At 72.5% G+C, this 13,554-nt stretch carries 14 protein-coding genes; 5 read left to right on the forward strand and 9 right to left on the reverse strand.

Annotation, left to right across the window (positions count from 1 at the left end; all coding sequences use genetic code 11):
* Positions 1 to 67: 67 nt before the first annotated feature.
* Entirely contained in the window at positions 68 to 997 is a 930-nt protein-coding gene (locus ACKUB9_RS22785) for an ROK family protein (protein WP_407527051.1), read from the reverse strand.
* On the reverse strand, positions 994 to 2,334 hold the full coding sequence (gene dctA / locus ACKUB9_RS22790; RefSeq protein ID WP_407527053.1) for a C4-dicarboxylate transporter DctA: 1,341 nt from the start codon (positions 2,332 to 2,334) through the stop codon (positions 994 to 996). The genes ACKUB9_RS22785 and dctA overlap by 4 nt, the downstream gene beginning before the upstream one ends.
* Before the next feature lie 225 nt (positions 2,335 to 2,559).
* Between dctA and ACKUB9_RS22795 the strand changes: the two genes are divergently transcribed.
* Positions 2,560 to 2,985, forward strand: a complete 426-nt coding sequence (locus ACKUB9_RS22795; RefSeq protein WP_407527056.1) for a L,D-transpeptidase — start codon at positions 2,560 to 2,562, stop codon at positions 2,983 to 2,985.
* 77 nt (positions 2,986 to 3,062) lie between these two features.
* On the opposite strand, the gene ACKUB9_RS22800 is transcribed toward ACKUB9_RS22795, so the two are convergent.
* Together ACKUB9_RS22800 and ACKUB9_RS22805 are read right to left on the reverse strand one after the other, a co-directional pair.
* Positions 3,063 to 3,869, reverse strand: a complete 807-nt coding sequence (locus tag ACKUB9_RS22800) for a hypothetical protein (RefSeq protein WP_407527060.1) — start codon at positions 3,867 to 3,869, stop codon at positions 3,063 to 3,065.
* Positions 3,870 to 4,105: 236 nt separating this feature from the next.
* Entirely contained in the window at positions 4,106 to 4,729 is a 624-nt protein-coding gene (locus ACKUB9_RS22805; protein WP_407527063.1) for a TetR/AcrR family transcriptional regulator, read from the reverse strand.
* An 80-nt stretch (positions 4,730 to 4,809) separates the two neighbouring features.
* Here ACKUB9_RS22805 and ACKUB9_RS22810 point away from each other — a divergent pair, with 80 nt between their 5' ends.
* From ACKUB9_RS22810 to ACKUB9_RS22820, 3 genes are all read left to right on the forward strand, one after another.
* On the forward strand, positions 4,810 to 6,105 hold the full coding sequence (locus ACKUB9_RS22810) for an MFS transporter (RefSeq protein ID WP_407527065.1): 1,296 nt from the start codon (positions 4,810 to 4,812) through the stop codon (positions 6,103 to 6,105).
* Positions 6,106 to 6,176: 71 nt separating this feature from the next.
* A complete protein-coding gene (locus ACKUB9_RS22815) occupies positions 6,177 to 7,289 on the forward strand; it encodes a CobW family GTP-binding protein (protein ID WP_407527068.1) in 1,113 nt (370 codons plus the stop codon).
* 76 nt (positions 7,290 to 7,365) lie between these two features.
* The gene (locus ACKUB9_RS22820) at positions 7,366 to 8,334 is read left to right on the forward strand and encodes a hypothetical protein (RefSeq protein WP_407527071.1); all 969 of its coding nucleotides are present in this window, start codon (positions 7,366 to 7,368) and stop codon (positions 8,332 to 8,334) included.
* Positions 8,335 to 8,434: 100 nt separating this feature from the next.
* Here the strand turns inward: ACKUB9_RS22820 and ACKUB9_RS22825 are convergent, their stop codons facing one another.
* From ACKUB9_RS22825 to ACKUB9_RS22845, 5 genes are all read right to left on the reverse strand, one after another.
* Positions 8,435 to 8,755 (reverse strand): HPr family phosphocarrier protein, encoded by a 321-nt coding sequence (locus ACKUB9_RS22825; protein WP_407527073.1) that lies wholly within the window; start codon positions 8,753 to 8,755, stop codon positions 8,435 to 8,437.
* Positions 8,756 to 8,831: 76 nt separating this feature from the next.
* Positions 8,832 to 9,233 (reverse strand): PTS sugar transporter subunit IIA, encoded by a 402-nt coding sequence (locus tag ACKUB9_RS22830; protein WP_287741213.1) that lies wholly within the window; start codon positions 9,231 to 9,233, stop codon positions 8,832 to 8,834.
* Between the two features lie 89 nt (positions 9,234 to 9,322).
* Complete coding sequence (locus ACKUB9_RS22835; protein ID WP_407527077.1) at positions 9,323 to 9,748, reverse strand: HPr kinase/phosphorylase; 426 nt, start codon at positions 9,746 to 9,748, stop codon at positions 9,323 to 9,325.
* Between the two features lie 29 nt (positions 9,749 to 9,777).
* The gene (locus ACKUB9_RS22840) at positions 9,778 to 11,505 is read right to left on the reverse strand and encodes a stimulus-sensing domain-containing protein (RefSeq protein ID WP_407527132.1); all 1,728 of its coding nucleotides are present in this window, start codon (positions 11,503 to 11,505) and stop codon (positions 9,778 to 9,780) included.
* A 100-nt stretch (positions 11,506 to 11,605) separates the two neighbouring features.
* Complete coding sequence (locus tag ACKUB9_RS22845) at positions 11,606 to 12,322, reverse strand: response regulator transcription factor (RefSeq protein WP_407527080.1); 717 nt, start codon at positions 12,320 to 12,322, stop codon at positions 11,606 to 11,608.
* A gap of 335 nt (positions 12,323 to 12,657) precedes the next feature.
* Here ACKUB9_RS22845 and ACKUB9_RS22850 point away from each other — a divergent pair, with 335 nt between their 5' ends.
* Positions 12,658 to 13,425: a HugZ family pyridoxamine 5'-phosphate oxidase gene (locus ACKUB9_RS22850; protein WP_407527083.1), complete on the forward strand. Its 768-nt coding sequence runs from the start codon at positions 12,658 to 12,660 to the stop codon at positions 13,423 to 13,425.
* Positions 13,426 to 13,554: the final 129 nt, after the last annotated feature.

Here is a 13,554-nt window from a genome sequence, read left to right on the forward strand (position 1 = left end):
CCGGAACGCCGCGTCGACCGGCACCCCGCCGGCCGGGACGGTCAGGCCGGCCTGACGGCGGCGGGCCTCAGGCGGTGATTGCCGCGTCCTTCCACAGCCACGCGGCGCCGCGCACGCCCGAGGCGTCGCCGTAGCGGCTCCTCAGGATCGGCGTCGTCACTGTGTCCGAGATCACGTGCGGCGCGGTCATCTCGGTGAGGCCCGGATAGACCTCGTCGATCGTCGAGAGGCCGCCGCCCAGCACGATCACGTCGGGATCGAGGATGTTCACCACGCCGGCCAGGGCACGGGCGAGGCGTTCGCGCCAGCGCGCGAAGGTGGCCCGCGCGCCCGCGTCGCCCGCCCGCATCGCCGCCACGATGGCCTCCCCGGCGAGCGTCTGCCCGGTGACGCGGGCATGATCGGCGGCGAGCGCTGGACCGGAGAGCCACGCCTCCACGCAGCCGCGGCGGCCGCAATAGCAGGGCGGCCCGGGGCGCTCGTCGTCCCGCGGCGCGGGCAGGGGGTTGTGGCCCCATTCCCCGGCGATGCGGTGACGCCCCGACAGGGCGCGGCCCTCCACGGCGATGCCGGAGCCGACGCCGGTGCCGAGGATCACCGCCCAGACCAGGGCCGCCCCCGCCCCCGCGCCGTCCACCGCCTCGGAGACGGCGAGGCAGTTCGCGTCATTCTCGATCCGCACCGGCCGCCCGAGTCGGTGTTCCAGATCCACCTTGAACGGCCGGCCGATCAGCCACGTGGAGTTGGCGTTCTTGACGAGGCCGGTCGCGGGCGAGACCGCGCCCGGGATGCCGAGGCCGACCGTGCCGGAGCCGCCCGCCTCCTGCTCCAGGGCCGCGACGAGGCCGGCCATCGCGGCGAGCGAGCCCTCGTAATCGCCCCGCGGCGTCGGCACGCGGCGCTCGGCCCGCACGCGCCCGTCCCGGTCGAGGACGATGCCGGCGATCTTGGTCCCGCCGACGTCGAGGCCGACGAGCAGGGGAGGGGGTTGCGTCACGGGCCGGCCGGCACCGGCTTGTCGTCGGCGATCTCGGTGCCGATCGCCACCGGATGCGCCATCACCTCCCGCAGCTTGACCGGATCGAGTTCGCCCTCCCAGCGGCTGATCACGATGGTGGCGACGCCGTTGCCGACGAGGTTGGTGAGCGCGCGGCACTCGGACATGAACTTGTCGATGCCCAGGATCAGCGCCATCGCGGCCACCGGCACCGGGTTGCCGGGGATGGCCGCCAGCGTCGCGGCGAGCGTCACGAACCCGGCGCCCGTCACGCCCGAGGCGCCCTTCGAGGTCAGCATCGCCACCAGGATGATGGTGGCGTACTGGCCGAACGAGAGGTCCGCGCCCACGGCCTGCGCCAGAAACAGGGTCGCCAGCGTCATGTAGATGTTGGTGCCGTCGAGGTTGAACGAGTAGCCGGTCGGGATGACGAGGCCGACCACCGAATCCGAGGCGCCCAGCCGCTTCATCTTCTGCATCATGTGCGGCAGCACCGTCTCGGAGGAGGAGGTGCCCAGCACGATCAGCAGCTCGTCCTTGATGAAGGCCAGGAACTTCAGGATCGAGAAGCCGCAGACCCGGGCGATGGTGCCCAGCACCAGCAGCACGAACAGCAGGCTGGTGAGGTAGAAGGTGGCGACGAGGCCCGCGAGGTTGCCGAGCTTGGCGATGCCGAACTGGCCGATGGTGAAGGCCATGGCGCCGAAGGCGCCGAGGGGCGCGAGCTTCACGATCAGCCCGATGATGCGGAAGAAGATCTCGCCCGCCACGTCGATGGCGTGGATCGCGCCGCGCCCGCGCTCGCCGAGGCCGGTGATGACGACCCCGGTGAGGATCGAGATCAGCAGCACCTGGAGCAGGTCGCCCGTCGCGAAGGCGTCGAAGAAGCTCTTGGGAATGACCGCCATCAGGTGGGCGACGGTGGAATCGTCGGCCGCCTTCTTGGCGTAGGCGGCCACCGCCGTAGCGTCGAGCTTGGAGGGGTCGGCCCCGAAGCCGGCGCCCGGCTGGATGATCTCGCCGACGATCACGCCGATCAGCAGCGCCAGGGTCGACACCAGCTCGAAGTAGATCAGCGCCTTGAGGCCGACGCGCCCGACCTTCTTGAGATCGCCGATCGACGCGATCCCGTGCACGATGGTGCAGAAGATCACCGGCGCGATCATCATCTTGATGAGGGCGATAAAGGCATCGCCGAGCCACTTCATCGATTTCGCCGTATCCGGCGCGACGTAGCCGAGCAGGACACCGAGGGCGATCGCGATCAGCACCTGGATGTACAGCACCTTGTACCAGGGCTGGTGCGGTGCGGCGGCGTGGGTGGCGGTGTGTTGCATGTCCCCTCCCGATACCGGGCCGCGGGCGCTCCGCGGCGCCCCTGGCGTTTGCGCACTCTATGAGCCTGCCGAACGCCCTAGTCTATCCTGCGTAGTCGAGCACAGCATCGCGCGGTGGAAAAACTTCGTGATCAGACATCGGGGGCTTTGCCGCTCTAGCTTCCTCAGGGACAATCCGGTCCGGCGGCCATGCCGCAACGGTCCGTCCTGCCCGGGAGGCAACCCGTGCTCAAGTCCGTCGTTCCGCCGGCGCTCGGCCTCGTGCTGGCCTGTGCGGTGTGTCTGGGCGCGACGCCCGCCCGTGCGGGCGTGGTGGCGCAGGTCGACCGCGGCGCCCAGCGCATGCGGGTCTACGTCGACGGCGCGCTCGCCCAGGTCTGGCCGGTCTCGACGGCGCGCTCCGGCTTCGTCACGCCGCCCGGGCAGTACCGTGTCTACCGTCTGGAGCGGTGGTGGTGGTCGCGCAAGTACGGCGGGGCGATGCCCTACGCGCTCTTCTACCGCGGCGGCTACGCCATCCACGGCACCGCGGCGGTGGGCCGGCTCGGGCGCCCGGCGAGCCACGGCTGCGTGCGCCTCGCGCCCGGCCATGCCCGCTGGCTCTTTCGCCTCGTGCACGATGTCGGCGGGGCGCGGGTGGTCATCCGCTAGCCCGGCCTCCGATGGTCTGCTGTCGGAGGCCTCGCGCCGACGCGGTGACCGCTGCGGCGCGAGCGCTCTCCGAAGGATCAGGTCGGCTGCGTGCGGCGGGGGCGCACCGTCCAGCGCTCGAAGGCGGCCGCCCCCTCGTCGCTCCGGCCCTCGCCGGGCGTGGCGGCACCGAGCGCCTGCGAGAGGCTCTCGATCACGTCGTCGATGCGCGCGTCGCCCCCCTCGGTCCCTTCCGGCTTCGCGGCGGCCGGGGCGGCTCCCTCGGCGGCGGGCGTGCGGCTGGCGAGGCGGCGCAGGGCGTTCGTCACGCTCGACTCGTCGCGCGCGCCCTGCCCGGAGCCGTAGCGTCCGAACCCGTAGCGGGTCTCGACGATGTCGAGCATCGCGTCGAGGGCGGCGTTGCTGAGCGCCACCTCGTCCACTTGCGGCGGTCCCTGAAGCGCGACGGTGCGCGCCTCGTAGGCGGCGTCGCCCGTCACCTCGGGGCCGAACCACGCCGGCGGCGCGAAGGCGCTCGCATCCTCGTCCGGCCCGAACGCCACCGTCACGACGTCGAGGGCGCCGGGCGTCACGAAGCGGTCGACCAGCGCCTCGCGCCCGCCCTGGAGGCCCACCACCGTGCGGTCGTAGGCGGCCTTGCCGGCACAGACGTCGAGGAGCGCGTCACCGTGGGCGCGCGGCACCTCGGTGCGCTCCTCCGCGGCGGCGCCGTTGGCGTCCGTGGTCACCAGCACGAGGTGGCACTGCGATCCGTCCACCCGCACCAGCGAGGTCCGCCCGCCCTGGGGCTGGAAGTAGCCCTCGGTGACGCGCGAGGCCCCCCGCTCCTTCCGGATCAGCCGGACGAGGGAAGGCGCCACCAGGAAACGCCGCGCCAAGGTCATGGCCGTCAACTCCACTCGATCACTCAACGGACGGGGCGCGAAACCCCGCGGGCTTCATGGCGCGAGCAATGCGGCGAGAGCAGGACCAAACTCCCGGGCGGGAGTGGTTTTCCCACAGAATTCATCGCGCGCGACGACGCTGCCCGCACGCGCGCGGCCGGCCGCCGCCATCGCGGCTAATCCTACCCGATCGCGATCTGATCTCCAAGAATTCAGAAAGGACCGGGCGAACCAAGCTAAGCGGGACGATCGAGACTGGCGGTGATCAGTGAATCCGCGATCCGCGTGAGGGTTCGGGCGGGTCCGTCCGCCCCGAAGATCTGGCCGCTGGCGAAGGCCCCCTCGATGAGCAGGAGGAGCCCGTCCGCCAGCAGGCCGGGATCGCGCGCGCCGATCTCGGAGGAGACCGCGACGAGGCGCGCCCGCAGCGCCTGCTTGCTCGCGCAGGCCGCCGCCCGGGCCGGATGCCCCGGCTCGGGATGCTCGATCGCCGCGTTGGACAGGCCGCAGCCGCGATAGCCAGGACGGGCGGTGCGCTCGGCGATGTCGGCGAGGAAGGCCATCAGCCCCGCCCGCCGGTCGCCCGGATGCGCGGCGAGGAAGCGCTCCAGGCGGGCCCGGAAGGCGGCGTCGAAATCCTGCAGGCAGGCCACCGCGAGCGCGTCCTTGGAGGCGAAGCCGCGATAGAGGCTCGGCTTCGTCACGCCCGCGCGCTCAACGATCTCCTCCACGCCCACCGCCCGGATGCCGCGGCTGTAGAAGAGGTCGCGCGCCGCCGCCCGAATGCGGTCCCCCGCGCGGATCCGCTCCGCGCCCTGCGCCCCGCCCTCCTCGTCGCCCCCCAGCGGCTCGCGCTCCATCGCATTCCTCTGGCTTTCGCGCTTGACGATGTTACTGACTGGTACGTAACATCGTAGCACGGAATCGGGGAACGTCCACCATGTCGCAAGCCATCGCCACCGGGGGCGTTCCGCCGGCCTCGCGCCGGCCCTTCGGCCAGAACTACGCCTTCGTGGTCGTGGGGGTGGTCTTCCTGGCGCTGCTCGCGGCGGCGGGGCTGCGCGCGGCGCCCGGCGTGCTGATCCTGCCCCTGGAGCAGGCCTTCGGCTGGAGCCGCGGCACCACCTCCTTCGCGGCGGGCCTGGGCATCTTCCTGTACGGGATGGTGGGTCCCTTCGCGGCGGCCCTGATGCAGAGCTTCGGCATCCGCCGCACCCTGCTCTGCGCGCTCGCCCTGATGTCGGGCGCGACGGCGCTCAGCGCGCTCATGAGCGAGCCCTGGCACCTCGTGGCGACCTGGGGCGTGCTCTCCGGGCTCGGCAGCGGCTGCGTCGCCATCGTGCTCGGCGCCACGGTGGTCAACCGCTGGTTCGTGGTCCGGCGCGGGCTGATCATGGGCCTGCTCACCGCCAGCACCGCCACCGGCACGCTGGTCTTCCTGCCGGGCCTCGCGGCCATCGCGGCGGCGGGGGGCTGGCAGCCGGTGGTGCTCACCGTCTCGGTCGCGGTCGCGGCGCTGATCCCCCTGGTGTGGTGGCTGCTGCCGGAGCGCCCGGGCGACATCGGCCTCGTGCCCTACGGCGCCGCGCCGGGCAGCGCGGTCGAGCCGCCGCGGCGGGTGAACCCCTTTCGCAGCGCCATCGACGGGCTCGTGCGGGCGAGCCGCCGGGCCGATTTCTGGCTGCTGTTCGGCACCTTCTTCATCTGCGGCCTCACCACCAACGGGCTGGTGGGCACGCACCTGATCTCGTTCTGCGCCGACCAGGGCCTGCCGGAGGTGCGGGCGGCCGCGCTGCTCGCCATGATGGGGGTGTTCGACCTCATCGGCACCACCGGCTCCGGCTGGCTCACCGACCGCTACGACCCGCGCAAGCTCTTGTTCATGTATTACGGCCTGCGCGGCCTCTCGCTGATGGCGCTCCCCTTCACGGACTTCTCGTTCTACAGCCTGTCGATCTTCGCGGTGTTCTACGGGCTCGACTGGATCGCCACGGTGCCGCCCACCGTGCGGCTGACCAACGAGATCTTCGGCGAGCGCGACGCGCCGATCGTTTTTGGCTGGATCGCGGCGGGCCACCAGGCCGGGGCGGCGACGGCCGCCTTCGGGGCCGGGCTGTCGCGGGCGGCCGAGGGCCGCTACCTCGAAGCCTTCCTGGCCGCCGGCCTCACCGGGCTCATCGCCGCCGTGATGTCGCTGATGATCGCCCGCGCGGCCCGCCGGCCCGTGGCCGCCTGACGGGGCGCGGGGGGTCTGACCCCGCGCCCATGATGGGGTATGGAGGCGGCCTCCTCGCCGATGAGACCAGCATGACGGACAGACCCGCCCGCCCCCAGCCGCTCCCGCTCACGGTCCTCACGGGCTTCCTCGGGGCCGGCAAGACCACGCTGCTCAACCGGCTGCTGCGCGACCCCGCGCTCGCCGACACGGTGGTGATCGTCAACGAGTTCGGGGCGATCGGGCTCGATCACCTGCTCATCGAGACCGTCGACGAGGGCATGGTGCTGCTGGGGGCGGGGTGCCTGTGCTGCACCGTGCGCGGCGACCTGATCGCCACCCTGGAGGACCTGCTGCGCAAGCGCGACAACGGCCGGATCACGCCGTTTCGAAGGGTGGTGATCGAAACCACCGGCCTCGCCGATCCGGCGCCGATCCTGCACGCGCTGCTCTACCACCCCTACATCGCCATGCGGTACGCGCTGCAGGGCGTGGTGACGGTGGTGGACGCGGTGAACGGCGCGGGCACCCTCGACGCCCACCCGGAGGCGGTGCGGCAGGCCGCGGTGGCCGACCGGATCGTGCTGACGAAGACCGACCTCGCCGGCGAGGCGGCGGCCCTGCGCGACCGGCTCCATGCCCTGAACCCGGCCGCGCCCGTGCTGCCGGCCGATGCCCCGGCGGACAAGGTCCTCGGCGGCCTGTTCGGGCTCGACGGCAAGCTCGCGGATGTCGGCGCGTGGCTCGGCGCCGAGGCGGTGGCGGCGCAGGAGCACCGGCACGATCACCACGGGCACCACCATCACGGGCATCATCACCACGACGTGAACCGGCACGACGCGGCGATCCGCGCCTTCACGCTGACGAGCGACGCGCCCGTGCCGCGTCCCGCCTTCGAGATGTTCCTCGACCTCGTGCGCTCCGGCCAGGGGGCGAATCTCCTGCGCCTCAAGGGGCTGGTGGCGCTCGCCGACGCGCCGGAGCGTCCCGTTGTGGTGCATGGCGTCCAGCACGTCGTCCACGCTCCGGTGACGCTGGCGGCGTGGCCGGACGACGACCATACCTCGCGGCTGGTGCTGATCCTGCGAGAGGGCGACCCGGCCTTCGTGCGCCGGCTCTGGGACGCCTTCCTGGGGCGTCCGACGGTGGACGGCCCGGACGCGGCGGCGCTCACGCACAACCCGCTCGCCATTCCGGGGGGCTGATCCGGTCCGGTTCTTGATTGGTGAACGGGTGCGGCAGGCATCCGTCCCGGATCGGGACAGGGCGGGAGGGCGAGGCATGGCGGTGCACAGGTTCTCGGTGATCCAGGGCGGCGCGCCGGATCAGGAGCCGGGCCGCTGGACGACCGAGATTGTCCGACCCTCCGAGATCGGCGAGGCCGACATCGCCGGCTGGCGGGCGCTGCTGGCGCGGGCGGCCGAGGCCTCCGTGCTCGCGGACCCCGACGTGCTGCTCACGCTGGCCCAGCACTGCGCCAGGGGGCAACTGCTCCGGCTGCTGCTGGTGCGACAGGGGAGCGAGGGGGGGAGGATCCTGCGGGGGGTGCTGCCCCTGCGGGTGCCGGGCGGCCTCTGGCCGCGGGGCGCGACGCACCCGTGGAGCCTGCCCCTGATCGGAACCTGCGCCCCGGTGATCGAGGCCGCGCGGGCCGGCGCGGTGCTGCGCGCGGTGCTCGACGACCTCGCGGCTGACGACAGGCGCATCGAGACCCTGCGTCTGGCAGGCCTCGCCCCCGCCGGCCCGCTCGCGGCCGCCCTCGCCGAGGCGGCGGCGGGTGCCGGCCGGCGCCTGAGCCTGAGGCCGCGGGAGGACCGGTCCGCGCCGCCGCGGCTCAGCCCCGACCCGCTGCCGCGCGCGCCGACCTCGCTGGAACGGGTACGCGAGCCGCATCACGTGCGAGATGCGGTGGAGCGTTTCCTCGCGCTCGACGCGTCCGGCCCGGGCGCCTGCCTCTTGGACGATCCCCCGGTGGCGACAGCCTTCCGGGTGGTGGTGCGGCGGTTCGCCCATCGCCGCGAGGCCTGCATCGACCTCGTGCGGCGCGATGGGGCGGTGATCGCCGCCGCGATCCATCTCGGCCCGCCCGGGCGGGATCGGGTCTGGCGCCGGGCCGGCCTGTCTCTGGCCGGCGCGCAGTCGCCGCCTCAGCCGGGCCTGACCCTGGAGGCGGAACTCTCCCTGACGCGGGCCGGGCGACGCGAGCCCGTCGCCCGCCCGATCGCGCCCACGGCCCTGCGGGCGCGCTGAGGCTGGGAGCGGGCTCCGATCGCGTCGCGACACGGTCCATGACGCGTGCTGGCGGGGCGGGCGGCAAACACCCCCCGCGTTTCGTTCGGGGAGCGTCCCGCTACTCGTCCTCGCCGAAGCGGTTGGCGAGCAGGGCGGCGATCGCGTCCAGGCACGCCTCCTGATCGGGGCCGAGGGCCGTGACGAAGATGCTGGTGCCCTGTGCGGCGCCGAGCGTGAGCAGACCCATGATGGAGCGACCGCCGACCGTCTCGCCCCCGCGCGACACGGTGACGTCGGAATCGAACCGCTCGACGGCCTGCACGAACTTGGCGGAAGCGCGCGCGTGCAGGCCGCGCCGGTTGATGATGGGCAGTTCGCGCGCCGACGCGCCCTCGGGCACCGGCGGCGGGACACACGCGTCGAGGTCGGAGTCGTTCATCGGGGCTGAACCCTGCGGGAGCCGCGGCCGCGCCGACGGTCCAGTCCTGAGGGGGTGGGGATGGGCGCGGCGGGAGCTACTTTCCGGCCAGCACCCGCGAGGCGACGTTGATGTACTTGCGGCCGGCCTCCTGGGCGTGGAGCACGGCCTCGCCGAGGCTCTCCTCGTCCCGGACGCTCGCGAGCTTGATCAGCATCGGCAGGTTGATGCCCGCCACCACCTCGACGGAGCCGCCGTTCATGCAGGAGAGGGCGAGGTTCGAGGGCGTGCCGCCGAACATGTCGGTCAGCACCACCACGCCGTCACCGCTGTTCACCCGGCAGACCGCCGACATGATGTCCTTGCGCCGGACCTCCATGTCGTCCTCGGGGCCGATCGTGATGGTTTCGATCTGCTCCTGCGGCCCCACGACGTGCTCCAGCGCGGCCTTGAACTCCGTCGCGAGCAACCCGTGGGTGACGAGCACCATTCCAATCATCGACACGAGATCCGACGCCCCTTTCAGAGCCGAGCCGCCATTTTGTGCAGCGCAAGGGCGAGCGCAAGAGCATTGCGGCGAAATCCGCGTCAGCCCGCCACCATCATGCCACGGTGCCGCCGCCAGCGCCACAACACCGTACTGGCCCGGGCGGGGTCGCGGGGAAGGACGATCCGCGGCAGGCGGATGCCGAGGAGAAGGATGTTCTCCTCCTCCCGTTCGGTCATCCGAGGGGCGGTCTCGGCGAGGTCCACGACCAGCCGCACCACCGCCGAAGGCAGCGTGTTCTCAACGGTTTGGGGGCCGTAGCCGCGGATCTCCACCAGCCCGGCCAGCACCGGGTGCGGGCGGGCGATCAGCCGCCCGTGCCGGGCGTCGAGGAGGATGCGGTCATCGCCGACCAGCGCCGCGTAGCTGCGCGAAATAGGGCCGCTGTCCAGAAGATCGCGCGCCAGGGTCGTTTTGCCGCTGCCGGAGGCCCCGCGAATCAGGATGCCGTCCTCGCCGAGCACCACGCACGAGGCGTGGATCGTCGCGGACGCGCTCAGCGCGTGAGCCCCGGAATGCGCACGACGAAGCGGGCGCCGAGCACGCTCGGCTCCCCGTCCTCGTCGGGCGGGCCTAGGCGGTTCTCGGCCCGGATCGTGCCGCGATGGGCCTGGACGATCTGGCGGGAGATCGACAGGCCGAGCCCCGAATTCTGCCCGAAGCCCTGCTCCGGCCGGTCGGTGTAGAAGCGCTCGAAGATCCGCTCCAGGGCGTGGGGCGGGATGCCCGGGCCGTCATCCTCCACGACGAGTTCGACGGTGTTGCGCAGGCGGCGCAGGGTCACCCGCACGGTCGCGCCCTTGGGCGAGAACGAGCGGGCATTGTCGAGCAGGTTGTTGACCACCTGCCCCAGCCGGCTGTCGTGGCCGATGATCGCGAACGGGTCCTCCGCGCCCGGCGGCGGCGGTTCCACCGTGAGGGCGATGGCCGCGTCGCGCGGCCGGCGGCGCTCGTTGGCGACCGACGTGACGGTGGTGAGGAGCTTTCTCAGGTCGACCCGGGCGGCCTCCGCGCGGGCGAGTTCCGCGTCGAGGCGCGAGGCGTCCGCGATGTCGCTGATCAGCCGGTCGAGGCGCTTCACGTCGTGCTGGATGATCTGCATCAGCCGCGCGCGCGATTCGTCGGTCTTGGCGAGCGGCAGGGTCTCGACGGCGCTGCGCAGGGAGGTCAGCGGGTTCTTCAGCTCGTGCGAGACGTCGGCCGCGAAGTTCTCGATGGCGTCGAGGCGCCGGTAGAGCGCCTGCGTCATCTCGCGAAAAGCCCCCGAGAGGTGGCCGATCTCGTCCGTGCGCTTGGTGAAGTCCGGGATCTCCTGGCGCGACTTGATGCCGAGACGCACCCGCTCGGCGGCCTCCGCCAGCCGGCTGACCGGCCCGACGATCTGCCCCGCGACGAGGAGCGAGAGCACCACCATCACCAGGGCGGCGATCAGGAAGACCTGCAGCAGCGCGAAGCGCTCGGAGGCGATGATCTTGTCGATGTCGCCCTCGGGCGTGGAGAGCAGGAGCGCCCCGCGCACCGTGCGGGCGCGCTGGATCGGCACCGCCACCGACACGATCGTGTCGCCCTGCGGCGTGCGCCGCACCAGGGTGCCGCGGGCGCCCTGCAGGGCGCGCTGCACCTCCGGCAGGCTGCGCCCGTCCGCCGGGCCGGCCTCGTCCTGCGGCTCGCCGCGGCGCAGGAACGGCAGGTACTGCGCCGCGCCGTTCCAGGCCCGCTCCATCAGGCTGGGCTTTTCCTTGCGCACCGGGACCTCGGGCCGGGCGAGGTCGCCCCGGACGTAGAGGTTGCGCGAATCGATCAGGCTCGTCCCGTCGCGGTCGTAGACCCGCGCGCGGGTGCCGGTCGGGGTGATCAGGCGGCGCAGCAGCGGCGCCACCCGCTCCGGATTGAGGGAGAATTCGAGTGCCGAGAGGGTCTCGTCGCCGCTGCCCTGCAGCTCGCCGGCCTGGAGCTGCAGCAGGCGGTCGGGGTCGATGCTGATCGCGTCGGTGTCGACGGTGGCGGAGGCCGCGATCGCCCCCGCGATGATGTCGCCCTGGGTGAGCAGGCTCTGGACCCGCGCCTCGATCAGCCCCTGACGGAACTGGTTGAGGTAGAGGAACCCGATCAGCAGGGCGATCAGCCCGGCGAGGTTGAGCACGACGATGCGCCGCGTCAGGCTCGACGAGGCGCGCTGGGCGAGCCAGCGCCCGATGCTGCGCGGGCCGAACCGCTCGCGCAGATGGGGCTCCTCGGATTCCGTCTCGGCGCCCGCCGCCCCGGTCTCGGCCCCGAACAGGCGCCGTACGGCGCCGAATGCCCCGCTGCTCACGATGCGTGTCTCAGGCTTCCTTGAAGCGGTAGCCGACGCCGTAGAGCGTCTCGATCATGTCGAAGTTGGTGTCCACCACCTTGAACTTCTTGCGCAGCCGCTTGATGTGGCTGTCGATAGTGCGGTCGTCGACGTAGACCTGGTCGTCGTAGGCCGCGTCCATGAGGGCGTTGCGGCTCTTCACGACGCCGGGGCGCTGCGCCAGCGCCTGCAGGATCAGGAACTCCGTCACCGTCAGGGTCACGGGCTCGGCCTTCCACGTGCAGGTGTGGCGCTCGGGGTCCATCATCAGCTGCCCGCGCTCCAGCGAGCGGGCGGCGGCGGCCTCCGCCTCGCGGGCCGAGGCGCCCGGCCCCGCCTCCTTGGCGGCGAAGCGGCGCAGCACCGCCTTGACCCGCTCCACCAGCAGACGCTGCGAGAACGGCTTCCGGATGAAGTCGTCCGCCCCCATCTTGAGGCCGAACAGCTCGTCGATCTCCTCGTCCTTCGAGGTCAGGAAGATCACCGGCAGGTCGGATTTCTGACGCAGGCGCCGCAGCAGCTCCATGCCGTCCATGCGCGGCATCTTGATGTCGAAGATCGCGAGGTCGGGCGGGGAGTGCTTGAGGCCGTCGAGGGCCGAGGCACCGTCCGTGTAGGTCTGAATCCGATACCCCTCGGTTTCGAGCGCGATCGACACGGAGGTGAGGATGTTGCGGTCGTCGTCGACGAGGGCGATGGTCGGCATGGGCATTCCCTGAGAAAGGGGGCGTTGCGGCGCAGGATCGCAGGACCCTGCTGAACGCCACCCGACGTATCGCCGGTTGCAGTCCGGCCGGGCGGGCCGTGCCGCCGCCCGGCCCGAAAAGGCTGGACAGTGACCGCGGCGCCACGATTCCGTCACCCTTAAGACCATCGCGGCGAAAAAGCGAGCACCGGTCTCGGACCGGGTGTGGCTCGCGTGCCACCCCGCCCGGCGGGGAGGGCGGGTGCGGCCCGCGACGCGAGGCGCGATGGACGCCGCCCGCCCCCGGCGCCACGCTGCGGCCGCATCCGAAAACCCCCTTCCGCGTGAGGATCCGCATGGCCGAGACCGAAAAACCCCAGGCCGCGCCGCTGCCCGCCGCGGCGGCGCCGTTCGACGCGATCGGCCTCGCCAAGGACCTGCTGCGCTCGACCCGGGTCGGCGCGCTCGCCACCCTCGACCGCGGGGACGGATCGCCCTTCGCCTCGCTCGTCACGGTCGCCACCGATCTCGACGGCGCGCCGCTGATGCTGCTGTCGCGGCTCTCGGCGCATACCCTCAACCTCGAGGCCGAGCCGCGCTGCTCGCTGCTGCTCAGCCCCGGCGGCAAGGGGGATCCGCTCGCCCATCCCCGGCTCACCGTGGCGGGCCGGGCGGCGCGCACCCCCGAGCCCCGCGCCCGGGCCCGCTTCCTCGCCCGCCACCCGAAGGCGGCGCTCTACGCCGATTTCCCGGATTTCGCGTTCTTCCGCCTTGAGCCGGCGGCCGGCCACCTCAACGGCGGCTTCGCCAAGGCCGCCACCCTCACGGCCTCGGAGCTGCTGACGCCGCTCGCCGGGTGCGAGGGCCTCGCGGCGAGCGAGGCCGGGGCGGTTGCGCACATGAACGAGGATCACGCCGACGCGCTCGCCCTCTACGCCACGCATTTCGCGGGCGCCGGGCCGGGGCCGTGGCGCCTCACCGGCCTCGACCCGGAAGGGCTGGACCTCGCGGCCGGCGACCGCACCGCCCGCGTCGCCTTTCCCCAGCCGCTGGCCGACCCCGGTGCGCTGCGGCCCGTGCTGGTGCGGATGGCGGCCGAGGCCCGGGCGGCGCAACAGAGCTAGTGACAAATCCCCGTTCCTGTCGGTCGCCGGATTCGCGAAAGCGATTGAACCGCGAAGTTTCGCCACCTACTAACGGGGGGTTACCGCGCCGCGTGCGCGGCGCGGATGCGGCGGTCGCGAGGCGAGGGT

It is taken from the genome of Methylobacterium oryzisoli (assembly GCF_046557895.1).
GTDB lineage: Bacteria > Pseudomonadota > Alphaproteobacteria > Rhizobiales > Beijerinckiaceae > Methylobacterium > Methylobacterium oryzisoli.

What these genes read in the sequence shown, in the direction of transcription:
- dctA (WP_407527053.1), bottom strand. Translation starts at nt 2,334, where the DNA reads ATGCAACACACCGCCACCCACGCCGCCGCACCGCACCAGCCCTGGTAC.
- ACKUB9_RS22800 (WP_407527060.1), bottom strand. Translation starts at nt 3,869, where the DNA reads ATGACCTTGGCGCGGCGTTTCCTGGTGGCGCCTTCCCTCGTCCGGCTG.
- ACKUB9_RS22805 (WP_407527063.1), bottom strand. Translation starts at nt 4,729, where the DNA reads ATGGAGCGCGAGCCGCTGGGGGGCGACGAGGAGGGCGGGGCGCAGGGC.
- ACKUB9_RS22810 (WP_407527065.1), top strand. Translation starts at nt 4,810, where the DNA reads ATGTCGCAAGCCATCGCCACCGGGGGCGTTCCGCCGGCCTCGCGCCGG.
- ACKUB9_RS22815 (WP_407527068.1), top strand. Translation starts at nt 6,177, where the DNA reads ATGACGGACAGACCCGCCCGCCCCCAGCCGCTCCCGCTCACGGTCCTC.
- ACKUB9_RS22820 (WP_407527071.1), top strand. Translation starts at nt 7,366, where the DNA reads ATGGCGGTGCACAGGTTCTCGGTGATCCAGGGCGGCGCGCCGGATCAG.
- ACKUB9_RS22825 (WP_407527073.1), bottom strand. Translation starts at nt 8,755, where the DNA reads ATGAACGACTCCGACCTCGACGCGTGTGTCCCGCCGCCGGTGCCCGAG.
- ACKUB9_RS22830 (WP_287741213.1), bottom strand. Translation starts at nt 9,233, where the DNA reads ATGATTGGAATGGTGCTCGTCACCCACGGGTTGCTCGCGACGGAGTTC.
- ACKUB9_RS22845 (WP_407527080.1), bottom strand. Translation starts at nt 12,322, where the DNA reads ATGCCGACCATCGCCCTCGTCGACGACGACCGCAACATCCTCACCTCC.
- ACKUB9_RS22850 (WP_407527083.1), top strand. Translation starts at nt 12,658, where the DNA reads ATGGCCGAGACCGAAAAACCCCAGGCCGCGCCGCTGCCCGCCGCGGCG.